Below are 24,721 nucleotides of genomic sequence, written 5' to 3'. Positions count from 1 at the left end.
ATTTTTTGTCAGATTTCTCTACATAAAAAAGATTTGTAAAACTGTTAACTCCATGAGAATCAACAAGTTACATATATAAAATCGCAATAGGGAAAAACAAGACAATTCATTTCGCCCCCAATGGGCGAAATGTGTAATTTACAAAATATTTTTTCAAAAAATGATAATCAAGTGTTAAACCGGATTGTCAAAATCAACAAATTTTGCAGGAATATTCAATTCTTCCTGGATTTTTTCGGCCAAGGCACGAACGCCAAAGACCTCTGTTCGATGATGACCACAATTGACCAAATTAAATCCCAATTCCTCACAGTCAATCGGAACATGTTCCTTAATTTCCCCTGTTACCAGGACATCGCAGTCCAACTTCATAGCCTCTTCAATGGCGCTTGAGCCCGAGCCGCTGCAAATAGCCACCCTTTTAATGGTATCAGAACCATACATCAAGGCATTCTGCAATCCATAAGGGAACGCATTGGCTACGCTTTCCATAAATTCCGTCTGAGTCGCAGCAGTTTCCCACTCGCCAACTACGCCAATGGTCTTTTCACCTTCCTGCAAGAATCCCGAAACGTTGCTAAGCCCCATCGCCTTGGCAATTTGAACATTATTTCCCACTTCCATATGACCATCCAAAGGCAAGTGGTAACCATAGAGATTTATGCCATTATTAAAAAGCTTGCGCATGCGAGCGCCAAAACGGCCTACTGGCACACGGTCTTCATTTTTCCAAAATCCATTGGGATGATGTACGATAATGCAATCAGCGCCGTCTTCAATTGCGGCATCAATCAGACAGTCCCGGAAACTCACCCCAGTAACCACTCGAGTCACCCGAGTATTCGCTTCGACACAAAGACCATTAACGCAATAATCCTTGAAGGACTTCGGGTCAAGCAAATCATTCAACCAGGCAGAGAAAAAATTAATATCCATAATTCATTACTCCCATAACTGTTCAAACACTACAATTATGATACATAATCTAGCACTAATATATAAATATCCAAGAAAACTTTAGAAATATGATTATTCTAAAGAATAATAGTTTTTATATCTTTAAAAAATGGACTTGTTGATTTTTTAATAGAGGTTTTTTCATAAACCGTATTCATGATTGGGCAAATCGACGCACAACTTGAGCATTTGTGTTGGTGTAAATATACACTCTTAACAATGAAAATGAAAGCATTTACCCTCTTATTAAATCACGCTGTAGTCCAAACTTGAAAACCAAAGGGGAATTGAATCAGAAATGAAAAAAACTAGGTAGAATCTAGCCTAGAATCTGATGTTGGAACAAACTATTTTTGCGAAAGCCCCTTGACACAACCCACCGCCTAGAGGCTTTTTTAGAACCACCAGCCTAGCTGGTGGTTCTCGTATTTACAAAAAGAATTTGGCATAATGCCAAATTCACAAATTACTTATTCAAATAAATAACACTATTTCCTTCTAGGTTTTATTTTTCATACAAATCCTTGTTTATTTTTCTCACATTTGATTTAATGTTTCAATACAGTCAACCTGATAATTTACAATTGATAATAAGAATCAATACATTTAGAATGCCATGTTTTTTCGGACTTTTGTTCCAAAATAAATTCTAATGTTTTTTTATTTTCCATTCTTTCGTCAGGATAAACAAAAATGATTAGACGTTTTTCACTGCCATAGAATCTCTTTTGGATAACCAGCCCTGCTCCTAATTCCGTTTTCATAATCTCTATACGAGTAGAATCTACAGTCTTCTTTTCAGTACCGTCAAATACAATAGCGTCAACCCTATAAGGAAGGTTTCTTTCATCATCTTTATAATCAAGATAAATATTTATTTGATCATAAAAATATTCTACCACCCCTTCCCCATTTTCATCATATTTTCCTCCTGAAAAAAAAGCTTTCTTGACCATGTTTTTATCTAATGAGACTATTCTTGCTTTTTTTTCAACAACCGGATAATCAGTCTTTGACAACTTGCAGGGTGCACAACACCACAAGAAGAAACAAATCGTTAAGAAAGCTATTTTTTTCATTTTCTATACCCTAAGGGTTCTTGAACCAATCATCCATAAATTTCCAAGGTATAATATCAAAGAAAGTATGGGAAATATAATTATTTCCATAGTTATAACTTTTATGATCACTTACACCAGTCGTTCTATTAAACACCCCCTCTATTGAGGGAATAGAAGACAGAAATTGATGTTCTTTTCCATTTATATTCATCTTTATAAGGAACGGGGCGTCTTCTTCCTTAGCCATCCACATTTTTACATTTTTTTCAGGGTTATGGAATTCATTCATTTCGTCAGGATACTCTCCAGTTACCATACCTCTTGCTATCGCATCAGCAACGTGGACCAGATTTCCATACACATTTCAACAAAAATTAGTCATAACCCCTTGACAAAGTAAGGAAACTATCTATATTTGGCTTCGTCAACGAGAAATCGGCGACCTGATTGCTTCATAGCTCAGTTGGTAGAGCCCGCGACTGTTAATCGCGTTGTCCTTGGTTCGAGTCCAAGTGAAGCAGCTTAGAAGACCCGTTCGAAAGAACGGGTCTTTTAGTTTTTCAAAAAACTAGACGTTTTTTTACAGATTTAACGATTCGCTTCATGGTCCATGTTTACGTATTTTGCTAAATTCGTGGGTCGACACAAATAGTTGTTTTTCAGCGCTTGGGATTGTCAAAAACGCGACATTCTTTTCGGTGCTGTTACATAAGGAGCCAATAATGGCACATTATCTCTTTACTTCTGAATCCGTATCCAAGGGGCACCCGGATAAGGTCTGCGACCAGATTTCCGACGCCATCCTGGATGCCTGCCTTGCACAGGACCCCAACAGCCGCGTCGCTTGCGAAACTCTCGTGAACACCGGCCTCGTGGTCATTTCCGGTGAAATCACCACCAAGGCAGTGATCGACTACCAGCAGATTGCCCGCAAGACCATCAAGGGCATCGGCTACGTGAATCCGGAACTGGCCTTTGACTACAAGGGTTGCTCCGTTCTCGTCGCCATGGACAAGCAATCCCCCGATATCGCTCAGGGTGTGGACGCCAAGGCTGCCGACGGTAAGGAAGACGACAAGCAGGGCGCAGGCGACCAGGGCATGATGTTCGGTTATGCCGTGAACGAAACCAAGGAACTGATGCCTCTGCCCATTAGCCTGGCTCACAAGCTCATGGAAGAAATTCAGAACCTCCGCGAAAAGGGCAAGATCAAGTGGCTCCGTCCGGATGCCAAGTCCCAGGTCACCGTGGAATACGACGAAAACGACAAGCCGGTCCGCGTAGACACAGTGGTCATTTCTACCCAGCACGATGAATTCGTGAACGGCAAGGAACTGAAGCACAAGACTATCGAAAAGGAAATCATCGAAAAGCTCATCAAGAAGGTTGTTCCTGCCAAGCTTCTCGACAAGAACACCCGTTACCTGATCAACCCCACCGGCAAGTTCGTGGTTGGCGGACCTCACGGCGACTGCGGCCTCACCGGTCGTAAGATCATCGTGGACACCTACGGCGGCATGGGTCGTCATGGTGGTGGCGCATTCTCCGGTAAGGATCCTTCCAAGGTGGACCGTTCTGCCGCATACGCAGCCCGCTACGTTGCAAAGAACATTGTGGCTGCAGGCCTCGCCCACCGTTGCGAAGTCCAGCTGGCATACGCCATCGGCTACTCCAAGCCGGTTTCTGTGCTGGTGAACACCTTCGGCACCGGCAAGATCAGCGACCGCGACATCGAAGCTATCGTCGCTAAGAACTTCGATCTTTCTCCCGCTGGCATCGTAAAGATGCTGGACCTGAAGAAGCCCGGCTACCAGGCAACTGCAGCCCTCGGCCACTTCGGTCGTGAAGGTGCACGTTTCACTTGGGAAAAGACCGACAAGGCAGCAGCATTAAAGACCGCAGCCGCTAAGCTCAAGTAACTTCCGTTTAAGACGAAAAGAGAGGGCCGTTTTTCAACGGCCCTCTTTTTTATGTTCTCTATAAAGTTAACGTTCTAGGCCCGCGACCTAGTATTCATCTATATCGCTAAAATCACCATTGGCATCGGCCATTTCTTCGAATAGTCCCACATGCCGAACCATGACAATCGCCTTGATCACCAAGAGGGATGCCATCAAGAGAATCGCCGTCATGAACAGGCAGATAACTTGATTCTGAACAAAGCCTGTCATCAAGAAGCCGATAAAGGAAATGCATACTACAAGAACCACATAGGGGAGCTGCGTAACAATGTGGTCCATCAGGGAACAATGAGCGCCCGTAGAAGCCATAATGGACGTATCAGAAATAGGAGAACTATGGTCTCCACAGACTGCTCCCGCACAGACCGCCGACAGGCCAATCACACAGGTTGACGGAGTTTGCGCGTAGTTAAGGATCGAAACAACAATCGGAGCCAAGATCGCAATCGTTCCCCAGCTTGTCCCCGTCGCAAACGCCATGAAGCAAGCCAGCAGAAAGATAAACGCCGGAAGGAACTTCACATAGGCACCAAAATCGCCAATGAAAGTCGTAAAGAAAATTCCGATTCCAAGCCCCTGTCTAGCGATATTTCCAAAGAGCCAGGCCAAAGTCAAAATGGCAATGGGCACCACCATCTGTTTAATGCCGTCGGGAATAGACTTCATGGAATCCGCAAAGGAAACGCTCTGACGTAATCTAAAATAGAAATGGGCAAAAATGTTCGTTACAAAACCACCTACGGCAAGTCCCTTGGAAGCATCGCTGTTGGCAAAGGCATCCAGGAAGCCAACCCCGTCAAAAAGACCGCCAGTCGCGAGAATGCCCACAAGGCTACACACGCACAAAGCCACCACAGGTATGATAAAGTCCCACATGGAACCTACATGTTCTAGAGATTCCTTCTTTTCTTCATCTTCAAAGGGGCGGTCATGAGTAGAATAGACATCGTCATTAAGCTGCGCATTGGCTTCGTGACGAAGCATCGGGCCAAAGTCAATATTCAGCAGCGAAATGAAAACAATCATCAGGATTGTCAGCAGACAGTAAAAGTTGTAGGGAATCTGCATAAAGAACAGGTCAATGCCGTTAATCTTATCGGTTTCGACATAACCCGAAACGGCAGCAACCCAGGAAGATAGCGGAGCGATCATGCAAACAGGGGCTGCAGTAGAATCCACAAGGTACGCCAACTTCGCACGGCTAATCTTATGGGAATCTGTAACCGGGCGGACCACAGTCCCGACGGTAAGGCAGTTGAAGTAGTCATCAATAAAGCAGACAACACCAAGCAATAGGGTAAACAGTAGGGCCCCGCGACGATTCTTCACATGGGAAGAAAGCCAAAGGGTAAAGGCCAAACGCCCTCCACTTCTGTTAACTAGGTCCACAACAATTCCCACCGAAACCAGGAACAAAATAATTCCAAGGTTGCTGGAATTGCCCAATATGTCAAGAAGCCCCACGTTGCTTCCATCGCCGCCCACCATACAGAGGAGCGCCTTACCAGGAATATCTGCAAGGTCATTGGTAGACATCATCAGAATAGCCCCGGAAAAACACCCGTAAAGCAGCGACGAGAAAACTTCCTTTGTCACAACACACATGGAAATGGCGGTTATAGCAGGCAACAGGCACCAGACAGAGCCCACCATTCCTTCTTCATAGACCAGCAACAGCCAAATATGAAGCACGATAAAGAAGCTTATGGCTCCCACAAATTTATGACGTCGGATCCAGTTCATCTAAGCCTGCCTAATCTTTCTACAGGCTTCGCATACTTTCCTGTAATCAGCAAGGAATGTTTCAAACTGCGAAAGAATCTGCGCTTCCTGACAGTCTCTTCCTGCAAATTCCTGACTCTTGGCCAACTCTGAAAATTTCAGGGCTCCGATCATCATGGAATTACTCTTGATGGAGTGTGCGACAATGCCATAATCCTGCCAATCCTTATTTTCAAAATTCCGCTTCAAACGCAATTCATTTTCTGCAAACGCTTCTTCATACATTTCCAGCGCTTCCATATAAAATTCGCGGTTGCCGGAGCAGTAATTCATACCGACACTTTCATCAATCAGCTGTTCTTCCGGTTCCGAAACAACTTCCGAAACATTTTCTATTACGGGAGATGATTTTTTCGAATAGCGAATCAAATCCTTAGGCAGGAATTTCAAGAGAGCCTTTTCCAGGTCCTCGATTCTGATTGGCTTGCCTATATAGCCATCAAAACCCGCCTCCAGGTACATTTCCTTGGCACCAACGATAGCATTAGCCGTCAATGCAATAATGGGAACACCTGCGCACTTATTTCCGAACAACTTCTTCGAAAGTTTCAAGGTTTCCATACCATCCATACCAGGCATCATATGATCCAGGAAGATGACATCGAAATGTTCCTTTTTCATAAGTTCCAGGCATTCCATACCGCTGTTGCATGTAGACACCTGAATTTGCGTATGCTTCATCAAGTGCTGAGCCACACGCAGGTTCATGTTGTTATCATCCACAACAAGTACCTTGGCATCAGGCGCAGTCATACAATCCTGAGAAACAGAATCCTGATTCTTGGAATCCAGATAACGTTTCTGCAAATTTCCAATGGGAGAGCTACCGATAATCATCTGGGGGATTACAACGGTAAACGTAGAACCCTTGCCGTATACACTATTCACACTGATAGAACCATGCATGAATTCCACCAGTTTTGACGTAATGGCCAAGCCCAGTCCAGAACCCTCAATCGTTCTATTTTGCACCAAGTCCAGACGCTGGAAACTCTTGAACAGGCGGGACTGATCCTGTTCGCGGATACCAATACCCGTATCTTCCACCTGGATAACAAGGTCAGCCATGTTTCCATACTCAGGATCAACCCTACGATTTTCCATATTGATCCGGAAATCCACATGTCCCGCTTCAGTGTACTTCACGGCATTGTTAAGGATATTCAGCATCACCTGCTGTATACGAACGGAATCACCAAACAGCAAACTGGGAATCGTTTCGTCTACATAGACATTCAGTTCAAGGCCCTTCTGTTCGGCCTTTACCCCGATCATAGTAGACACATCATTTAAGACAGATCCCAGATCGTAACGGACCTCCACAATTTCCATCTTACCCGCTTCAATCTTGGAGAAGTCAAGAATGTCGTTAATGATGGAAAGCAACATCTGGCTTGCGCCCTTAATGTCTTCAGAATAGGAATGAATTTGAGATTCACTGGATTCACGAAGAATCATCTCGTTCATGCCCATGATTGCATTGATCGGCGTACGGATTTCATGGCTCATATTTGCCAGGAAACTACTCTTGGCCACATTGGCTTCTTCTGCACGGGTCTTTGCATTTTCAAGCTCAAGCTGGTAACTCTGAAGACGACGGATTTCATCATCTACGTCGGCAATGGCCACGACAAAGGAGGACACTTCTTCGGATGCGTCAGACTTGATAAAGGAAATCTTGTGGAAACGGTATACACCATGTTCAAGAGCTCGACACTGGAAACCAAAGGATTTCTTTCCTCTCAGGTTTTCAATCGCATTCTGGAAACTAGACTCCCTACTAACAAGTTCCATATCATCCGGATGGACAATAGACCTAAGCAAGAGCACCAAAGCCTGATCATAGGACAAGTCAACAAAACCGGCAGACCCTAATTTTTCGGCGAAGGTATCCCCCATAGAATAAGGGAACACCAACTTGGTAGAGACGTCCACATAGCAAACAGAATCAAAAGTACCAGCCAAGGTGCTAATAATATCAAAGTTCTTCTGGAGTTCCTTCTTCATCTTCAGCTGGTCACGTGCGGCTCGACTAGCGACAGCACCATTGATAAAGCTGGTCGTCACAAACGCACCAATCACAAGAATCACGAACAACGAAAGGATAATGCTAAGCATCAGGATTCGCTGCACGGAATCATAAAGTTCATTTTCATCGGCCACCATGACAACAAAGAAGGAATCGTATACAACGCGATAGAACACGACGTTGTTCGACCCATGAAGACGAGTCTTCAGCACCCTATTGGTAAGGACTGTATCCTTCTGGGATTCGACACGATCATTCTGCAACAACAGTTTAACCAGATTTGCATTCTCGGTCTGCCAGAAATCCATCTCCAGGAAATTCTTCCCTGTAATAGAAGAATCGGCACTGACCATTACAAAGCCATCCTTAGAAACGATGAAGCTATTCTTCAAGCCGGCCTGATTAACGTTTTCAAGAAGTTTGGAGAAAACATCCATGTGAATATCGACAGAAACCACACCATGACCATCTGCAAAAGTCCGGCTTATGGAAATCACCTGCTTCCTGGTATCTTCGTCCACATAGGGGGTAATGATAGCCACCTCGCCAGGATGCTTGCGAGCCTCGCTATACCACTGACGGGAGTTAAAGTCAAAACCTTCCGGCGGAATCCATCCATCACCGCTGACAAAAATGCTGTCGTAGCGCACATAGATGGAACTAAAGCTGTTACTTACGCTTTCGCAATAAATCTTGTTCTGGGTCACCAGGAATTTTTCCAGGTTCCCATAAGACGGTTCAACCAGGGATTCCAGGGAATAACTGCTAACATTGACGGCATCAATTGCCCTTTCGATGGTATTGTCCAAACGTTCAGCCACAATACCCACATTGGTCAGCCCATCGTTCAAAGTCTGGTCTTTCACCACCTTATAGAAGGAATTGAATATGTAGACAACCACGACCAGCAAAACTGAAATCATGGCAATCAAGGTCAAGACATATTCAATGAGGCTCATGCGAGACAAACGTCGCAATTCCTCGAAAAGCGATCCTTTCCTAGATGTCAATACGCTACGAAACTTCACAATCTTTCTCCTTATGAAGAAAGATAACAAAAAAGTAAATTTCGCCTATTCGCTAGAACTAGAACTGGAAGTACAAGAAAGGGTTATAGCTTTGCGTAAACAAGGCCAGCACCGCCACAACAAAAACTACAAGAGCGAGAATCACTCGTTTTGTAGAAATCTCACTGCACCAATCATATGAGCGGAAACGCCAGAAAGACAAAAGTCCCGCCACACCCATAAAGAATACGCAGCTCGGTGTAAATATCTCCGCAGCAAGAATCGGGTCGGCTCCGCTGACTGCATTAAGACCAAGCAAGGATTTCCACATCCTAAAAGCCTCGCCAATATTGTCTGCACGGAACAGTACCCAGCCAAACAACACAATCACCTGAGTCAGGATCACCTGAACAAGCTTCGGAGCGCGAGAATACAAGGCTTCCTTATTATGGGCGCGTTCAATAATCATGAAGAACGCATGATAGAGTCCCCAACAGACAAAAGTCCAGTTTGCGCCATGCCACACGCCACTAGCGAACATCACCAGAAACAGGTTCAGATACAAGCGGCCCTTGCTTACGCGGTTACCACCCAGGGCAATATACAGGTAGTCACGGAACCAGCTGGTTAGGGAAATATGCCAGTATTTCCAGAATTCCGTAATGCTCTTGGCTCTGTACGGGCCATTAAAGTTCCTAGGAAAGTGGAAACCCAGCATCAAGCCAAGACCGATGGCCATGTTGGAATAGGCAGAAAAGTCAAAGTAAATCTGGAACATGTAGGCCAGAGCGCCCCACCAGCTATTCAGCACGCCCGGAGCATCGGCGGCAAATACTCTGTCTGCAATAATGCCTACGTTATTGGCCAGGAAAATTTTCTCGCCAAAACCGAAGCAGAAGAACATTATACCACGAACAAAGTTTTCCAAGGTATGAGTACGTGAATCCAGTTCCTCGGCCACCGTATTATAGCGGACAATAGGACCAGCCACCAGCTGGGGGAACAGAGCCACATAGCAGGCAAAGGTCGCCAGGTTCTTGACAGGAGGTGCAGTACCGCGCCAGATATCAATGGCGTAGCTCATGGACTGGAAGGTATAGAAAGAAATACCCACCGGAAGCAGGACTGTCATCACATGGAAAGGTTCGCCCCCGAACTTTTCTATAACGGTATTAATGGCTCCCATGCCGAACATGTAGTATTTAAAGAAGGCCAGCGCCCCCATATTTACCACCATGGCAAGGCCAAGCCCAAAATTCCGCTGGAAACGGGAAGCCCCTTCCGCAGAAATCAATTTTCCGGAATAGTACACCACCAGCGTGGAACCAAGCATCAAGAACACTAGCCAAGGTTCCAGCCAACCATAAAAGATGTAACTGAAGACAGTTATGAAAAAGTTCAGGTAGGAATGTCTAGCACCCAACTTGAACAACACAAAATAGCCGACCAGGAACGTCGGCAGGAAATAGAACAAGAATATCTGGGAAGAAAAGACCATGAAAAAGGGTATGAGGTATGAGAGGCGAAGGACTATTCGTTAACTTCTACAGCGAGATAGCGGGGAGCTTCGTCGTCGAAGTATTCATCTTCTACGGCACCATCCCAGTTGCCCTCGAGAGGAATCAACTTCAGCTTGTGCTTGGCCTTGGCCTTGAACTCGCCAACATTACCCTTGGCCTTGTCAGCCATCTTGTCGGTAACCTTACCGCGGGCGATCAGGGGATTATAGACACCTACCAGAATTTCCTTGGCATCCAATTTGCCGGCTGTAACAGCCAGAACTTTATATTTGAACACATACACATAGCTGTACAGGTCATTAGACGGCATCTTACCAGGAATTTCAGTCAAACGACCTTCCACAGAAATAGGATCGGCAAAAGTAAAGGCAACAAAAGCCAAAAGAACAAGCGCAAACTTCTTAAACATAAAGCTCCTTAGTTTTTCTCTAAATATAACTAAATCCCCCTTAGAAAAACTAAAAGACCCGCTCTTTCGAACGGGTCTTTTAAGCTGCTTCACTTGGACTCGAACCAAGGACAACGCGATTAACAGTCGCGGGCTCTACCAACTGAGCTATGAAGCAATCAGGTCAGTGAGTTTCCTCATTGATGGTGCCAAAGATAGATTATTCTGCACTATTGTCAAGGGTTTCTCTCGAAAAAAGTGAAAAATCTTTATGGAACCAGGGCATTCATTTCGTCTGGGAAATTCCGGCACTCAAAAGTTCGCGGTTCTTTCCAGTAGGGCAACTGTATTTCTGCTTTATAGGCGTACAGCATTTGGGTTCTAGCCCCGAGAATCGCATAATCTTCATCGGACAAGGCATCTTCCTTGCTCAGCTCACCTCGGGCACGGGCTTCTGCCACGGCATCAGACATTTTTTCATAAAAACGGCCATCAAAACTATATAGGCGGTCCCCAAGAATCGGATATCCTAATTCCGACAGGTGTGCGCGAATCTGATGTTTTCGTCCGGTGATCAGTTCCGCTTCAACCACGGAATAATTCCCGGCAGAGGCGACCCCTGCCCCGACCTTGCGGAAAACCGTATGACACGGTTTTCCGTCGTCAAAATGGTGCATGCGCAAGCGCAGGTGGTCATTGGGATCTTCGCGTAAAGGCATCTGACAGTCAACGGCTTCCTCAGGAAAATCCCCACGGACCACCGCCATATAGAACTTCTTCAGCAAGATTCGGTCCAGATTTTTCTGAAAACGGGCAGCGGTTTCTGCATACCTGGCAAACAGCATCAAGCCTCCCGTATCCCGATCAAGTCGATGCATGGGAGTCGCCGTTTCGCAATCCGTTCCTCGACGAACAATGGAGGTAAAAGTATTATAGAAAATACGCCCTGTATGATGAACCGGAACGCCGGCAGGCTTGGCGATTACCATGAATTCGTCATCTTCGAAAACCACGTCATAGTTCGTAGGAACTTCAGGTTCGGTGTAATTTTCCACATGGTACACCACCTTGTCGTTCTTATGAGCCACAGAGTTTTCGTCAGCCACAACCCCATTAATCGTTACCAGACCGCGGGAAAGTTTTTCAGACCAATCAGTCCTGCTGTGATAGGTAAAACGGGCGCACAAGGAATCCAGCAAGAGCCAGCCGTTATGTTCCGGCTGAACCACGCTTTCAAAATACATATCAGAAGGAACGGGCATAGATAGTAGGTAGTAGGAAGTTGGAAGTAGGTATGAGTTAGTATTGTCGCGTCGGAGGCGTCTTGCTTATTAATTTGTATCTCGTAATTGATAATTCATAATTAAACTGCAAGATCCCTCGACTCCACGTTGTTCCGCTCGGAATGACACGCACACGCTTCACCGTTCATTGTTAATTGTTCGCTCCCAACTAGTCTCTGTACAGGTTGTGGTCCTTGATATACTGATAAACCTTTGGATCCAGGCCTTCGGGTTTTTCGTTACACAACAGAGCCTTGCGGATGGCCGTACTGGAATAAATCCCTTCAAAGCCTTCATCAGGCCCAAGCCATAGAAGATCTGCATAACCATTAGCCTTATGTTTCTTCATATCAGGTTGCGGATACCCATTGCGGGCAAACACAATCAACTCGATATCACGCAACAACAGGTGCCCATTGTAGTTCGTGCCAAAGAAATTCATGGGATCACGCCAATGAGGAATTCCTTCGTAAGTATCAGCTCCAGTCAGCAACCGGAAATTAATTTCCGGGAATTTTTCCTTGAGCCCCATAAGGAACACATAAGACCCGCGATAATCGCCCTGCTCTATTTCAAGATCGGAAAGAACCAGACGATTGTCACCAGCAAAGGCCAGTTCCAACATGGCAAAACGATCTTCAGCGCTAGCATTCAGAATCTTATCCCAACGATCGGGGCTAGGCATGAACCATACCTCATCGCAGAAGCCTCGTTCCAGACAAATTTTCGCAACTCGGATGTGGTCGTTATGAACAGGGTCAAACGCACCGCCCAGAACAGCTACATTTTTTTCAAAATTGCTAGAAGACATAAGCGGCAAACCCAATATTAAACTGCAAGCGACTTCCGTTCACGTTCTTTTCGAGAAACGGATCGAAGTGATCCAGGACCCAGCGGTATTCCACTTCGGCAACCAGCATCGTCTTCGAAAAAATGTTAAGTATCGTTCCAAAACCGGCACCCCATTCATTCCAGGCAACGTCTCCGAGATCACTCAATTCCTTTACACGAGAATAGGTTCCCATCAGGTAAAGTTCGCCCAAAAGATGAATACCCAGCACAACATCAAAGTCGGAGTGCTCAATTTCATAGTCATTCTTACCGTCTAGGGATTCTTCATAATCGAAAAAGCCGTAGCCCACGCGAACAAAGCCAAATCCCGGATACCAGACACCAACCATCGGTTCTATCTGGCGAAGTCCCAGGCCGCGTTCAGAACCAACACCAGTTCCGGAACCAAAACCTAAGGCTGCACCCACGAAAAACGGAGTCCTAATTCCCGTGGTAGACGCAGAACCTTCGGCATTCCCTCCAGCGGCAGCGCCAGAAGTTCCAGCGGCCCCAGAAGCCCCCGTATAACCGGTAGCACCGGCAACTTGGGCAAGCCCAACCGAAATACAAAAAAGAACAATGGCAATAATTTTTTTCATGATACTAACACCACAGCCACAGCAAGACCCACAGCCACATTCGAAGCCGCGTCAACTTTGGTCCACATAAAAAATTTTCTGTCAATTTTCGAAAGCGAAAAAATCTGTACAATTTCCATGTGCGAAAGAATGACGGTACAGACCATCTTTGCAGCAACAAAACCAATAACCCAATAGGCAAAGTTTGAAAAGAAGACCAGCGAAACAAACGTCAGGGACATCAAGCCAGTCAGCACAAAATTAGATCGCTTAACAGCAATCTCATCCGATTCGCTTTCCTTAGCCAGACGTTTAAATTCTTCAACCTTGTCACAAACAGCCTCATAACCAGTCATTAGCTGGTAAAGATTATATCCCAGCAGAATGACCGCGGCAACCAATGTTATTTTAGCCACAAAATCCATATCAATCCTTGGAATTCAAAATACGGAGATAGCTTGCATAACGAGCGCGGGATAGGGATCCATTTTCAACGGAAGCCAACACGGAGCAGCCCGGTTCCTTGACATGAATACAGTTGCTGTACTTGCAGGTAAACAGGTCTCCATCGAAGAAACCCGGGAAAATTTTGGCCAGGGTTTCAGCTTCCATATCCATAAGCCCAATGGAACGGATACCCGGAGTATCGATGACCACACCACCCTTTGGGAAATCTTCCAGGGGAAGGTCAAACAGACTAGAAGACGTTGTAGTATGGCGGCCCTTGCCATCACGTTCACGGACGGCACCAGTCTGAAGTTCAGCTTCAGGAACCAAGGCGTTGATCAAGGTGGACTTACCTACCCCGCTCTGACCACTGAAAACAGAAGACTTTCCATCCAGTTCCGCACGAAGGACCTCAAGACCTTCACCGCTCCTTACGCTTACGGGAATCACCTTGTCGGCAATAGACATAAAGTCGCGGATATCATCAGAAAGGTCGGCCTCGCCATTGGGAAGCAGGTCCATCTTCGTCAAAACCAGCACAAAAGGCAGGTCATTCAAATTTGCTGCCAGCAGGAAGCGGTCCATAAAACCATAGTTGAATTCCGGCTGGGTTACGCTGGCTACAATGACCACCTGATCAATGTTGGCAGCCAAGGTCTGCTGTTTGTAAAAGCTATCACGGGGACCGGGGCGCTTCAGTTCGCTCTTGCGGGGCAAGACACGTACCACACAATACTTCTGGGAACCGACACCATCGCCTTCATCTTCGGCGTCATTTACCTGCCCAAGAAGCACGCGGTCACCCACAGCAGGGAATTCACCCAAAGTCTTGGATGTAGTGGCTCGGTACATGGCCGTTACGATATTAGCGGAAAGCGGAGAGTTTAAAGGAGAAAGGGATTCTGAGCTACTTTCGTCTTTCGTCTCAAATTTCTCGTTTTTCGTCTCTAATCGCACTTCGCAGGTGCGGCGGTGGACTTCAAGAACCAAGCCCTCTACGCAATTTTCCTCACCGATATTCTCGATGGGATTTTTCACCTTCTTGATTTTCGCTTTCTTGAATTCTCGGCTGTAACGCTCCTTGATAGGGCGTTCATCCACCACACCGCTTTCCAGTTCCTTCATCACGTCAATACGACGGCTGCGATGGTCGCGGCGAGTCGGACGCACAGAACGGAGAGGCAGTTCTTCTTCAGCATCGAAATCCAGATCAAAGTCGACATTTCGACCCAGGTCATTTCTCATCGGCCACTCCGTTCTTCAAGTTCTTCTTTTCTTCCACACGTTTCTTGGCCGCCAGGCCCGCATCGGAATCTTCCCGTTCGCGGGCTTCATCCAATTCCGCTTCCGTCACAGGGCGGCCCCTGCGAATGGATTCCATAATGAAGTGGATGGCCTTAAGACGTCCATTACATTTTTCGATACAGTTGTCGTAGAAGCCTCGAGTCTTATAATCCCATTCGGGGACGATTTCCGAAGCATACAAAAAATGTTCGATACAAATCGAAAGCTGATCAGCCTCTCTTCTCAGGTCTTCTATTTTGCTTTTCGTGAAAAATGCCATACAAGAAACAAATATATAAAAGTATTTCTTGCAAAAAAAGAGTCGCACTTCCTAGGTGCGGCTCCAACAAATTAAAGTTTAACAATTCACTCACTAGACGGATGTTTTCCAAAGGCCATGGAGGTTGCAATATTCATACACAGCAATAACCTCGTCTCCCTTTTGTATGGGGAATACACAGGCCGGAGCATCTCCCGGATTCAAGTATCTAATTTGATACCCATTCTTCAGTTCCAGAAGAATCCACTGAATATAATGTCCAGCGGCCATGGGGTGTGCAACAGAACCTACGGAAACCTTTGCTGCGTTTTCAGTAAGAACCACAACAGGAACATGCTTTTCCTTGGCCGCATCAACTGTATTTGGAACAAGTTTTTCCATGTTCAGGAAACATTCCGAGGGAGCCTCGTTCCTTTTCACGTCGATGATAATATTGCCACTTTCGTTGCAACGATAAAATGCCATTTCCATATTCTACCTCCTTAGGATAAAGGCGATAATAATATACCAAATAGTCATTTTTTAGACCATAAATGAAAATTTTCATTTTTTCATCTTTCTATCTTTCAAATATGCTCATGACCTTAATCAAAATGACTCGTCCCGTGAATATCGTCATCGCCGTTGTGACCTTGTTCATCGGATATTTTCTGCAGGGTGTTCTCGATTTTGGTGCCAGCGATGTTCCAGCATACAGTCTTGTTCTGCAAGCTCTAGGCTTTGCCCTAGCCATCGGTTTTGGAAACATCCAGAACGATGTCCTTGATTTTGAAAGCGATAAGCTGAACCGTCCTGAACGCCCCTTACCTAGCGGGAAAATTTCATTGAAAGCCGCCAATGCCTCCTGGATTACCATGATTGTCCTAACAATCGTCTGTGGATTCGCCGACTCCCTGATTTCGGGTACGTTCTTTGCGGCTCTTGTCCTTTTGCTTATCGCCTACAACAAGAAGCTGAAACACATTCCCCTGCTAAAGAATATGACCGTAGCATTCCTATGCACGACCCCGCTAATCCTCACTCTCATCTACCCGATTATCCCCAGAGAAACCGACATTGAACCCATGAGCCTGAGTGCGAAATTCGGATTTCTGTACCCCGCCATGATGTTTGCATTCCTGCTTACAACCGTCCGCGAAATCTACAAGGACCTTGAAGACGAATCTGGCGACCTGATGGCAGGCATCATCACCTTCCCCATTGCCGCAGGCGCCCCTACAGCACGACGCCTGGCCGGAGCCATCCTGATCTTTACCTGGATGCTCCTCCCCCTTCCCACGATCCAAGGATATTATTCCACCATTTTTCTGATTCTAACCCTGGCGACCCTGACCCCCACATTTGCGACAATTCTTATCCAGACACAAAAACAGAACTACCGCAAATCCCAGAAGCTAGTCAAGATATCCATGTTTGTTGGCCTAATCGCCCTGGTGATCAGCACGGCAATATAGACCGAAAGCCCAAAATATGGGTGACAGAAAATGTAAAAGCAAACTTGAAAAAAGGTTTGTTTTTACACAATCTGTAAAGAAAACCGCTTTTTTAGGCAAAATTCGTCAAAAAATAACAAAAAAAGACCCTTAACGTCCTTTTCGGCAGAGTTTAACTTTTTTGCCGCTTGATTCCCTTGCTTGCACCAAATGCGGTGAGCTACGGCCCCTGAGGCAGAGGGAATTTCATTTCCAAAGAGGCGTTATGCTCGAAGAAATTCATGAAGAATGCGGCGTCATCGGCATTTTCAATGGCGAGAACGTAGTCCGCAATGTTACCATGGGTCTGTACGCTCTGCAGCACCGCGGTCAGGAATCCGCAGGCTTTGCAGTGACCGACGGCGACAAGATTCGCGTCCGTAAGTCCATGGGTCTGGTTTCCACCCTCCTGCAAGAACACAACGTAGACGAATGCCCGGGTAACACCTGCATCGGCCACGTTCGTTACAGCACCACAGGCGCAAGCACTCTGGCAAACGCTCAGCCCATCCTGGTGAGCTGCAAGTGGGGCCAGCTGGCAGTAGTTCACAACGGTAACATCACCAACGCAACAGAACTTCGCCAGGAGATGGAAAACGAAGGTCACATCTTCCAGACCACCTCAGACTCAGAAATTCTTCTTCATGAAATCGCACGCACAGAAGCCGATGACTTGGGACAAGCAATCAAGAAAGCTATTACCAAATTCACCGGCTGTTTTTGTCTGATATTCATCAGCAAGGACACCATGTACGTGGCCCGCGACGGCTTCGGTTTCCGCCCGCTCTCCATCGCACGTATGGGCAAGTCCTGGTGCGTGGCCTCCGAAACCTGCGCTTTCGATTTGCTGGGAGCCAACTACGTTCGCGATATCCAGCCCGGCGAATTCCTGACCATTACCAATAACGGCCTCCATTCCGAACGTTTCACCCAGAAGGACCGTCTAGCCCACTGTATTTTCGAGTACATCTACTTCAGCCGTCCGGACTCCAAGATCTTCGAGCAGTCCTGCGACAAGGTCCGCCGCAAGATGGGCAAGCAGCTGGCCAAGGAATGTCCCGTAGACGCAGACATCGTCATTTCCGTTCCGGACAGTGCAACGACCGCAGCCCTGGGCTACGCACAGGCCAGCGGCATCCGCTTTGAAATTGGCTTGCTCCGTAACCATTACGTGGGCCGCACCTTCATTGACCCCACCCAAAACGTCCGTGAACAGAAGGTAAAACTGAAGTTCAACCCCATCGAAGGCGTCCTCAAGAACAAGCGCGTCTGCGTGGTGGAAGACTCCATCGTCCGCGGCACCACCCTGAAGATCCTTTCCAAGATGCTCCGTGACGCAGGCGCTCTCGAAGTCCACATCCGTATTGCATCACCTCCGGTAGCACACCCCTGTTTCTTCGGCATGGATTTCCCCAGCCAGGGCGAACTTGCAGCCAGTTCCATGACTCCCGACGAAATCGCAAAGATGCTGGGCGTAGAAAGCCTTGGCTACCTCAGCGTAGAAGGCATGAAGGAATGTACCGGCGAAGGAGAAAACTACTGCGCCGCCTGCTTCAACAACGACTATCCCGACTATATCGGTATTGACGCCAGCAAGAATCGCTGCGGCTAACTAGGATATAGGCGAAAGGAGAAAGATTAAAGATATTCCTTTACGCTTTAACCTTTCCGCTTTACGCTAATTAACGCTTTACGCTAAAAAGGCTTTCCAATGGAAAGCCTTTTTTTACTAGACCTGGTCAAAGGTCCACTTCACATGTTCCATCAGCTGTTCATGGGGATCAAAAGCTAGGCCAAAACGATCCTTAATCTTGCTGACATCGAACAGAATCGGATCATCGCCCCAACCCAAATCCTTCTCCACAATTTTAGAAGTGGAATCCGGCTTCAAAGAAAGAGCCATCTGGGCAATTTCCTTCCAGCCCACCCAGCATTCAGACATACCGAGGAAGATTTCCTCATTCAAGTCGGATTCCAGAAGATTCACATAAAGTTCAGCCTGATGACCAGCAAAAATAAACTGGGTACCATCATTCTTGATAATATTGATGTCGCGGTTTTCCTTGACGGCCTTTACGATATCGAAGAAGCGACGGTCCGGCTGGCAGCAACCATCAGGGTAAGCGGGATTACCGAAAGTATACCCCGGGCGGATAATATTGCGAGCCATTTCCACCTTGGGGAACTGATCCCCGTAACCATGGGAAAATCCCAGCACAAAAGCTTCGCCTGCGGCCTTGGTAGCCCCATAGAGATCCATGGGCAGATTGCAGGTTACTTCCCGCATTACAGGACGTATACGTCCCATGGCTGCGGTACTGCTGGTATAAATAAACTTCTTGCACCCCGCTGCCGCCGCACTTTCCAACAAATTAACGGTCGCACGGGTATCGTTCATCAGCATGGTAGAGGGAGTCTCACCCCACCCCAGAGCCACATGGATACAGGCATCGCAGCCCACCAAGCCCTGAGCCATCTTTTCAAAGTCGGTTAAAGCACATTCAACAAAGCTAACCTGGGGAATTTTCTGTAAAGAAGGAACCTTATTAGGATGACGCGTGGCGATAACCACTTCATGCCCCTTGGCAAGCAAGGCTCGGACTACATAGTGACCAATAAAACCAGTTCCACCGGTAACAAAGACCTTCATATTTTACCTCTTTTTTTAGAAATATACATAGCAAAACCCAGAAACAAAAAAAACTGGACGCAAAAAAGTTTTCCCCCGTAAACACATTGGGACATTTGAGGAACGCTTCGCTTGTGGTATGAGGTCGGAGCTTCGCTCCTAGAGGTTTGGGCTTCGGGATGCAGGTCACTAACCACTAACCACTAACCACTAATCACTAACCACTAATCACTAACCACTGTATATTTACTACATTGTCAAGGTAAGATTTTCAAGAGGTTTTATATGGCACGCATGCGCGTTCTCGTTTTGATGGGTGGTCCGTCCACCGAACATGATGTTTCTGTAGTTAGCGGTACCGGTGTGGTCCGCGCCATGAATCCCGACAAATACAACATCCACCCGGTCCTTATCGACAAGGATGGTACCTGGCACTGGTCTTCCCGCGAACTTTCCCCGTACCAGAAGGACAACTTCTCCGTGAACTACTTCCGCGGTCTGGAAGGCACTGCCGCCAACACCAAGAAGAACCCCGCCCTTTCTGAACTTCCCGACGCCGACATCGCCTTCCTGGCACTCCACGGCAAGTGGGGCGAAGACGGCCATGTGCAGGCTCTTCTTGAAAACTGGGGTATCCCCTACACCGGTTGCGGTCTTTTGGCTTCCGCTCTGGCCATGGATAAGATCAAGTCCAAGGAAATCTATCGCGCCAACGGCATTCCCACTCCGCCCTACCGCGTGATATTCAAGCACGACTTTACTGGCGACACCCTGGTAAGTGTTGCTGACGAACTGGGCTTCCCCCTGGTCATCAAGGACCCGCTGGGCGGCTCCTCCATCGGTATCGGCATCGCCAAGGATCTTGACGAAGCCGGCAAGATCGCCCAGGACCTGTTCAAGGATTCCAACCGCCTCCTCTGCGAAAAGTTCATTGCCGGTGGCGAAGCTAGCTGCGGCTACATCGAAGGTGAAAAGCCCCTGCCGCCTACCGAAATGCGCATGACCACCCGCGAATACTTCGACTACGAAGCCAAGTACAACGGCGAATGTAAGGAAGTGACCCCGGCTGAATTTGCTCCGGAACTGACCGCACGCATCCAGGAACTGGTGAAGAACGCTCACTACGCTCTGGGTGGTGCCGGCTATAGCCGTACCGACGTCCGCATTACCAAAGACGGTGAACTGTTCGCTATCGAAACCAACACCCTGCCCGGCATGACCCCCACAAGCCTCTTGCCCCAGCAGGCCGCCTGCAACGGTATTACCTACAGCCAGCTCATCGACATGATTATCGAAAAGAGCCTGTACATTAAGAGGTAAGAGGATAAATAAAGGTTAAAGGTTAAAGGTTAAAGGATATAGATTCTTCTTTACGCTTTATCCTTTCCGCTTTACACTAGCCTTACGAATTATGAATTATTAGATCAAGTAAGGCGGCAAGGCCGCGATTATTTAGTCTCGTACTTCATAATTCATACTTTGTAAATGAGAGCAAATGAAACTTGATCTTTTTGTAGATACTTCCCGTAAGGGGATTTCCATGGGATTATCCGACAGCACGTCTGGATTGTACCAGGAGACTGTAGATGCTTCTGCCCGTGGCGAAACCGCATCCGCTATTCTAGACGATCTGCTTGCCCGCGTAGGCGCAAAGCTAGACGACATCAAGCGAGTGCTAGTCACTGTGGGACCGGGATCCTTTAGCGGTCTCCGTACGGGAGTCGCTTTCTGTCAGGGACTTTGCTTTAGCGGCAAACGTGAACTTTGTGGAGTCAGTACCTTGCAGGCTCTGGAATGCTTTGGCGGTAACGACAATTCAGCCGAAGTCGCCGTGGTAATCCGTGCACGCCCTGGTTACTGGTACTTACGTCAGACAGTTGATGGCAAGGCCGAAGAAAGCTTTATCGAGACCACCGAAGTAGTAGAACGCCTTAAGGCACATCCCGTAAAGACCGTCGTTGTGGATGAAGCGGCCTCCGCCGATGAAACCTTGAGCGCACTGTTTGCAGAAATCGCGGCAGCCGCCGTTCTTGACACCGGCAAGCCTCTGAACATGTGGACGTCCCTATTTACCAAGGTTCCGCCCAGTCTGATTCAGGAAGCCAACTACATCCAGCCATCTTACTTCGAAAAACTCAAATAGAGTTTTACCCGAGAATCGATGTCAATCCGCAAAATGGAAATTGCAGACATTCCAGCAGTTCTTGCCATACAGGAAGAACTGCAGTTTCAGGAATGGAACGAAAAACAGTTCGCCAGCGAGATCCGCGCAAATTACGCCAGCTGTCTGGTGTACGAATCCGACAACGAACCGCAACCAGCTATTCTCGGCTACGCAATTTTCCATATCCTAGGCCCCGACTCCGAATTGTTAAGTATCGCCACCCAAGGCCATCAACAGCAAAAGGGAATCGGTCAGCAACTTCTGGACGCAGGATTCAGCCAGCTAAATTTCGCGGAAGGAGACTGTTGCTTTCTGGAAGTCCGAGTCGGTAACGAAAAGGCAAGACGATTCTACGAGAAGAACGGTTTCAAAATTTATGGCACCCGCAAGAAGTACTATTCCGATGGAGAGGATGCTGTACTCTACAAGACAGGTTCCTAAATATTAGGAGTTTCAATTGGCAAAGTCTCTCAGCAAAAAGCAGATCCGCGCACGCCGCATTATTGCAAGCCTCATCGCAGCGGCAGCAGTCATTGTCATCATCCTTTTCTATCTGGTCATCACAGAAAGCGGCCATTGGCTGGTTGACGATGACGAAATAAACCACGTTACCTGGGTTGCCGTTCTCGACGGACAATCAGCAGACCTGGAACGTATTGACTACGCAGCAGACCTTGTCGCTAACGGCCAGGCCGACTCCGTCTTGATTTTAGGCAGACGTTGCCTACGCAACCGCAGCAACGCGGAATTCTACGTCGAAGAATTTATGAGATTAGGAAGTTTCGACAGCAACGCGGTCTTCCTCGCCCCTCACGACGATGCCTCCACCATCGGCGAAGCCTTCACCATTATCCCCTGGCTAAAGAAACACAATGCCGACACGGTCTTGCTGCTGACTTCCGCAGCCGCCTCCCACCGAGTCAAGAAAATATTCTCGACCCTTTCTGGAGAAAAACCTGTATACAAGACCGTAGACATCCACCATTATCAGTACAACGCCGATTCCTGGTACACCAATCGCGAATCCCGCAAGACCTGGATTAGAGAATGGGCAGCCTTGGCTATGGCCACATTTGAACTCTGGCCGGCAGGAATTCTAACACCCAATGATTCCGCCTTCTACAAAAGGATTCAGTCCCTCAAGGAATTTGAAGAACAGAAAAATCCTGTTGTAGATTTGCAGTCCTTGATTCCAAAGGTTTCAGAAAAAAGCAAGGCCGTGGATACCATTCCCGAGCCTGCTAAAGAAACAACAGACTCAGTTATAAGCAACGAGTAAAGCCAATACAGCCGTCAACGGAGCGTTCCAGTTGATGGCTGTTTCATTACTGGCAAAGGAACACTGTTCATCGGTGTAAGAGTATCCGGGCAATTCATTAGGATATGTCGGAAAACGATGCAAGTCCTGACGATCCGCATTGATTCCCCCCACAAGCAACCCCGGAATAGGGTCCACCACCTTGTCTGAATGGCTCAAACGATGATGAGGGCGTTTAGGCGAACTCCAGGCAGAACCCGTCACAAAGCTGACATTCAACGGATTACGTCCATAGACAAAATTCAACTGTTCCTGGCTCCACTTAATCAAGGATTGCCCCTCTACGGTTTTCCGCCAGGTGTTTACAACCATCAAGGTTAGCGCATGGTTAGAAATTTCACCATTGCTACCCCAGATAAAACTCCGTATCGACAATCCATAAGGATCCGCCTGCTGTAAGCGAATTATCTCGGCGGCGACACCCTCTAGAGTCTTACGGGCTCGATCTCGAAGTTCCACGTCAAAGTCCTGCAAGGCCAGAGCAATCCACCCAAAATTCTGGGTATCACGCCAGTCCAGTCCCAGCTTGATCTTGTTCTTATCCATATCCTTCAAGAGGATTGAACGCAAACTATCCATGGACTTTTTCGGGAAACTCTTCACGCCTTGCAACTCACGATAAAGCATGCTGCGGACCCAGAAAAACTCATCCGTATAACAGGAGTCTCCATAGCCGCCACTGCCTTCTGTATTATGAGGCCAATCCGCCTCAGGATTCCTGCAAGCCCACTGATAGGCCCGAATAGAAGCCCCCAGACACCGATTGGAAAAAGCTCGGTCGGAACCACGATAGACGCGGCTGGCCGCAGCCATACACCCAGCAAAATTCAAGGTCGATGTAGTTGACTTACCAAGAATCAAACGCTTCCGCGTGGAATCAGAAACCGTCGGAGTCACAAAGCCATCCCAACGTTCGGGAGTCACCTTGAAAAAAACGCCCCCATCTTCATCCTGCATTTTCAAGAAGAAATCCAGTTCAAAACGAATTTCATCTTTCAGACTAAAAGGCAAATTGAAGGTTCCACCTTCGTTGATCACATCTTCGGCAAGAGATCCCTTAGCCTTCTTTTGGCGCAAACGTTCATCACACAGTTCGCAGGCAAGCAAAAGGGTTCCTACAGAAACGCCACCATTCACAATGTACTTGCCATAATCACCGGCATCATACCAGCCACCATGGGCATTCCACACGCCTTCGCGGTTCATGGAGGCATGAAACTTGATGCAGTCGTCAAAATGGGCTGCAGGCCTTGCCCACGGTCCTGCAAATTCACGGGTCAGCTCAACACCGCTACGCTGGAAATAAAAAGATTTGATGTTGGCCTTCAGCTGTCTAAGAACCCAGTCATCAGAAATTTCAAATGCAGGCGACTCAAAAAGCAGACGGTCATTACCGGAATTTCTACCCAAGAAAATCAGAATACGATAGGAGCCCGTTTCGTGAACATTGGAAAAAGTTCCGCTCCAGAGGGATTCCCCCGTATAACCGCAGACGCCGTCATTTTTGAAAGAGCCCTTTTCAAAACAGCCCTTGTAATCAGCGAAACCCGACGCACCGACAATACGGTAATACAGCATCGGCCATTGAGACTCCTCCACATCTAGGCAGCGGGGATTCAAAAAGAAAACCTTGGGACCATTAGGCAAATAACCTATATGGTTATATCGAATCGGCATGTTTAACTGTTCTTGGGCGTCCATACCCTAAGAATATATTAAAGGAGCCCGAC

At 47.2% G+C, this 24,721-nt stretch carries 23 protein-coding genes and 2 tRNA genes; 8 read left to right on the top strand and 17 right to left on the bottom strand.

Annotated elements, in window-relative coordinates; all coding sequences use genetic code 11:
* Positions 1-174 precede the first annotated feature (174 nt).
* The 3 genes from B7992_RS01775 to B7992_RS01765 form a co-directional block, all read right to left on the bottom strand.
* A complete protein-coding gene (locus B7992_RS01775) occupies positions 175-936 on the bottom strand; it encodes a Nif3-like dinuclear metal center hexameric protein (RefSeq protein WP_073159961.1) in 762 nt (253 codons plus the stop codon).
* A gap of 599 nt (positions 937-1,535) precedes the next feature.
* Positions 1,536-2,036, bottom strand: a complete 501-nt coding sequence (locus tag B7992_RS01770; RefSeq protein WP_088665464.1) for a hypothetical protein — start codon at positions 2,034-2,036, stop codon at positions 1,536-1,538.
* Between the two features lie 10 nt (positions 2,037-2,046).
* On the bottom strand, positions 2,047-2,334 hold the full coding sequence (locus tag B7992_RS01765; protein ID WP_143395149.1) for a hypothetical protein: 288 nt from the start codon (positions 2,332-2,334) through the stop codon (positions 2,047-2,049).
* Between the two features lie 132 nt (positions 2,335-2,466).
* Here B7992_RS01765 and B7992_RS01760 point away from each other — a divergent pair.
* Positions 2,467-2,539: transfer RNA gene (locus tag B7992_RS01760), tRNA-Asn, on the top strand.
* 198 nt (positions 2,540-2,737) lie between these two features.
* Complete coding sequence (metK, locus tag B7992_RS01755; protein ID WP_346348711.1) at positions 2,738-3,937, top strand: methionine adenosyltransferase; 1,200 nt, start codon at positions 2,738-2,740, stop codon at positions 3,935-3,937.
* An 87-nt stretch (positions 3,938-4,024) separates the two neighbouring features.
* On the opposite strand, the gene B7992_RS01750 is transcribed toward metK, so the two are convergent.
* The 12 genes from B7992_RS01750 to B7992_RS01695 form a co-directional block, all read right to left on the bottom strand.
* Positions 4,025-5,722 carry a Na+/H+ antiporter NhaC family protein gene (locus B7992_RS01750; RefSeq protein WP_073159958.1) on the bottom strand — a complete coding sequence of 566 codons (1,698 nt, stop codon included), beginning with the start codon at positions 5,720-5,722 and terminating at the stop codon, positions 4,025-4,027.
* Positions 5,723-8,818, bottom strand: a complete 3,096-nt coding sequence (locus B7992_RS01745; protein WP_141100335.1) for a hybrid sensor histidine kinase/response regulator — start codon at positions 8,816-8,818, stop codon at positions 5,723-5,725.
* Between the two features lie 58 nt (positions 8,819-8,876).
* On the bottom strand, positions 8,877-10,295 hold the full coding sequence (locus B7992_RS01740; protein ID WP_073236755.1) for an MBOAT family protein: 1,419 nt from the start codon (positions 10,293-10,295) through the stop codon (positions 8,877-8,879).
* A 32-nt stretch (positions 10,296-10,327) separates the two neighbouring features.
* Positions 10,328-10,726 (bottom strand): hypothetical protein, encoded by a 399-nt coding sequence (locus B7992_RS01735; RefSeq protein WP_073159952.1) that lies wholly within the window; start codon positions 10,724-10,726, stop codon positions 10,328-10,330.
* An 84-nt stretch (positions 10,727-10,810) separates the two neighbouring features.
* Positions 10,811-10,883, bottom strand: a tRNA-Asn gene (locus tag B7992_RS01730).
* 91 nt (positions 10,884-10,974) lie between these two features.
* On the bottom strand, positions 10,975-11,967 hold the full coding sequence (locus B7992_RS01725; RefSeq protein WP_088665461.1) for an RluA family pseudouridine synthase: 993 nt from the start codon (positions 11,965-11,967) through the stop codon (positions 10,975-10,977).
* A 190-nt stretch (positions 11,968-12,157) separates the two neighbouring features.
* A complete protein-coding gene (locus B7992_RS01720; RefSeq protein WP_073159948.1) occupies positions 12,158-12,799 on the bottom strand; it encodes a nicotinate-nicotinamide nucleotide adenylyltransferase in 642 nt (213 codons plus the stop codon).
* Positions 12,789-13,418 carry a hypothetical protein gene (locus tag B7992_RS01715; RefSeq protein WP_073159946.1) on the bottom strand — a complete coding sequence of 210 codons (630 nt, stop codon included), beginning with the start codon at positions 13,416-13,418 and terminating at the stop codon, positions 12,789-12,791. Before B7992_RS01715 ends, B7992_RS01720 begins: the two co-directional genes overlap by 11 nt.
* Entirely contained in the window at positions 13,415-13,822 is a 408-nt protein-coding gene (locus B7992_RS01710; protein ID WP_088665460.1) for a hypothetical protein, read from the bottom strand. Before B7992_RS01710 ends, B7992_RS01715 begins: the two co-directional genes overlap by 4 nt.
* 1 nt (position 13,823) lies before the next feature.
* Positions 13,824-15,089, bottom strand: a complete 1,266-nt coding sequence (rsgA, locus tag B7992_RS01705; RefSeq protein WP_088665459.1) for a ribosome small subunit-dependent GTPase A — start codon at positions 15,087-15,089, stop codon at positions 13,824-13,826.
* Complete coding sequence (locus B7992_RS01700; RefSeq protein ID WP_073159940.1) at positions 15,079-15,408, bottom strand: hypothetical protein; 330 nt, start codon at positions 15,406-15,408, stop codon at positions 15,079-15,081. The genes rsgA and B7992_RS01700 overlap by 11 nt, the downstream gene beginning before the upstream one ends.
* A 93-nt stretch (positions 15,409-15,501) precedes the next feature.
* Positions 15,502-15,879: a desulfoferrodoxin family protein gene (locus tag B7992_RS01695; protein WP_073236767.1), complete on the bottom strand. Its 378-nt coding sequence runs from the start codon at positions 15,877-15,879 to the stop codon at positions 15,502-15,504.
* Positions 15,880-15,986: 107 nt separating this feature from the next.
* On the opposite strand from B7992_RS01695, the gene B7992_RS01690 reads away from it, so the two are divergent.
* Positions 15,987-16,862, top strand: coding sequence for a geranylgeranylglycerol-phosphate geranylgeranyltransferase (locus B7992_RS01690; RefSeq protein WP_254917578.1), 876 nt, complete (start codon positions 15,987-15,989; stop codon positions 16,860-16,862).
* A 244-nt stretch (positions 16,863-17,106) separates the two neighbouring features.
* Positions 17,107-18,492: an amidophosphoribosyltransferase gene (gene purF, locus B7992_RS01685; protein ID WP_073159934.1), complete on the top strand. Its 1,386-nt coding sequence runs from the start codon at positions 17,107-17,109 to the stop codon at positions 18,490-18,492.
* 117 nt (positions 18,493-18,609) lie between these two features.
* On the opposite strand, the gene B7992_RS01680 is transcribed toward purF, so the two are convergent.
* Entirely contained in the window at positions 18,610-19,530 is a 921-nt protein-coding gene (locus B7992_RS01680; RefSeq protein ID WP_088665457.1) for an NAD(P)-dependent oxidoreductase, read from the bottom strand.
* A 264-nt stretch (positions 19,531-19,794) separates the two neighbouring features.
* Here B7992_RS01680 and B7992_RS01675 point away from each other — a divergent pair, with 264 nt between their 5' ends.
* The 4 genes from B7992_RS01675 to B7992_RS01660 all read left to right on the top strand — a co-directional run bounded on the left by B7992_RS01675 (position 19,795) and on the right by B7992_RS01660 (position 22,952).
* Positions 19,795-20,829, top strand: a complete 1,035-nt coding sequence (locus B7992_RS01675; RefSeq protein ID WP_073159930.1) for a D-alanine--D-alanine ligase — start codon at positions 19,795-19,797, stop codon at positions 20,827-20,829.
* Positions 20,830-21,004: 175 nt separating this feature from the next.
* Entirely contained in the window at positions 21,005-21,652 is a 648-nt protein-coding gene (tsaB, locus tag B7992_RS01670) for a tRNA (adenosine(37)-N6)-threonylcarbamoyltransferase complex dimerization subunit type 1 TsaB (RefSeq protein ID WP_073284775.1), read from the top strand.
* Positions 21,653-21,670: 18 nt separating this feature from the next.
* Positions 21,671-22,114, top strand: a complete 444-nt coding sequence (gene rimI / locus B7992_RS01665; RefSeq protein WP_073159926.1) for a ribosomal protein S18-alanine N-acetyltransferase — start codon at positions 21,671-21,673, stop codon at positions 22,112-22,114.
* Between the two features lie 16 nt (positions 22,115-22,130).
* Positions 22,131-22,952 (top strand): ElyC/SanA/YdcF family protein, encoded by an 822-nt coding sequence (locus B7992_RS01660; RefSeq protein WP_073159924.1) that lies wholly within the window; start codon positions 22,131-22,133, stop codon positions 22,950-22,952.
* On the opposite strand, the gene B7992_RS01655 is transcribed toward B7992_RS01660, so the two are convergent.
* Positions 22,932-24,692, bottom strand: a complete 1,761-nt coding sequence (locus B7992_RS01655) for a glycoside hydrolase family 9 protein (protein ID WP_088665456.1) — start codon at positions 24,690-24,692, stop codon at positions 22,932-22,934. The two genes, B7992_RS01660 and B7992_RS01655, sit on opposite strands and share 21 nt — an antisense overlap.
* Positions 24,693-24,721 lie beyond the last annotated feature (29 nt).

The organism is Fibrobacter sp. UWH1, assembly GCF_002210365.1.
GTDB lineage: Bacteria > Fibrobacterota > Fibrobacteria > Fibrobacterales > Fibrobacteraceae > Fibrobacter.
This window is presented reverse-complemented; position numbering and strand designations above follow the sequence as displayed.

Excerpts from the sequence above, each read along its gene's own strand:
- B7992_RS01775 (WP_073159961.1), bottom strand. The coding sequence starts at position 936 with ATGGATATTAATTTTTTCTCTGCCTGGTTGAATGATTTGCTTGACCCG.
- B7992_RS01720 (WP_073159948.1), bottom strand. The coding sequence starts at position 12,799 with ATGTCTTCTAGCAATTTTGAAAAAAATGTAGCTGTTCTGGGCGGTGCG.
- rimI (WP_073159926.1), top strand. The coding sequence starts at position 21,671 with ATGTCAATCCGCAAAATGGAAATTGCAGACATTCCAGCAGTTCTTGCC.
- purF (WP_073159934.1), top strand. The coding sequence starts at position 17,107 with ATGCTCGAAGAAATTCATGAAGAATGCGGCGTCATCGGCATTTTCAAT.
- B7992_RS01765 (WP_143395149.1), bottom strand. The coding sequence starts at position 2,334 with ATGGTAACTGGAGAGTATCCTGACGAAATGAATGAATTCCATAACCCT.
- B7992_RS01675 (WP_073159930.1), top strand. The coding sequence starts at position 19,795 with ATGGCACGCATGCGCGTTCTCGTTTTGATGGGTGGTCCGTCCACCGAA.
- B7992_RS01750 (WP_073159958.1), bottom strand. The coding sequence starts at position 5,722 with ATGAACTGGATCCGACGTCATAAATTTGTGGGAGCCATAAGCTTCTTT.
- B7992_RS01695 (WP_073236767.1), bottom strand. The coding sequence starts at position 15,879 with ATGGAAATGGCATTTTATCGTTGCAACGAAAGTGGCAATATTATCATC.
- B7992_RS01700 (WP_073159940.1), bottom strand. The coding sequence starts at position 15,408 with ATGGCATTTTTCACGAAAAGCAAAATAGAAGACCTGAGAAGAGAGGCT.
- B7992_RS01735 (WP_073159952.1), bottom strand. The coding sequence starts at position 10,726 with ATGTTTAAGAAGTTTGCGCTTGTTCTTTTGGCTTTTGTTGCCTTTACT.
- B7992_RS01725 (WP_088665461.1), bottom strand. The coding sequence starts at position 11,967 with ATGCCCGTTCCTTCTGATATGTATTTTGAAAGCGTGGTTCAGCCGGAA.
- tsaB (WP_073284775.1), top strand. The coding sequence starts at position 21,005 with ATGAAACTTGATCTTTTTGTAGATACTTCCCGTAAGGGGATTTCCATG.
- B7992_RS01740 (WP_073236755.1), bottom strand. The coding sequence starts at position 10,295 with ATGGTCTTTTCTTCCCAGATATTCTTGTTCTATTTCCTGCCGACGTTC.
- B7992_RS01690 (WP_254917578.1), top strand. The coding sequence starts at position 15,987 with ATGACCTTAATCAAAATGACTCGTCCCGTGAATATCGTCATCGCCGTT.
- B7992_RS01770 (WP_088665464.1), bottom strand. The coding sequence starts at position 2,036 with ATGAAAAAAATAGCTTTCTTAACGATTTGTTTCTTCTTGTGGTGTTGT.
- B7992_RS01655 (WP_088665456.1), bottom strand. The coding sequence starts at position 24,692 with ATGGACGCCCAAGAACAGTTAAACATGCCGATTCGATATAACCATATA.
- B7992_RS01715 (WP_073159946.1), bottom strand. The coding sequence starts at position 13,418 with ATGAAAAAAATTATTGCCATTGTTCTTTTTTGTATTTCGGTTGGGCTT.
- rsgA (WP_088665459.1), bottom strand. The coding sequence starts at position 15,089 with ATGAGAAATGACCTGGGTCGAAATGTCGACTTTGATCTGGATTTCGAT.
- B7992_RS01710 (WP_088665460.1), bottom strand. The coding sequence starts at position 13,822 with ATGGATTTTGTGGCTAAAATAACATTGGTTGCCGCGGTCATTCTGCTG.
- B7992_RS01680 (WP_088665457.1), bottom strand. The coding sequence starts at position 19,530 with ATGAAGGTCTTTGTTACCGGTGGAACTGGTTTTATTGGTCACTATGTA.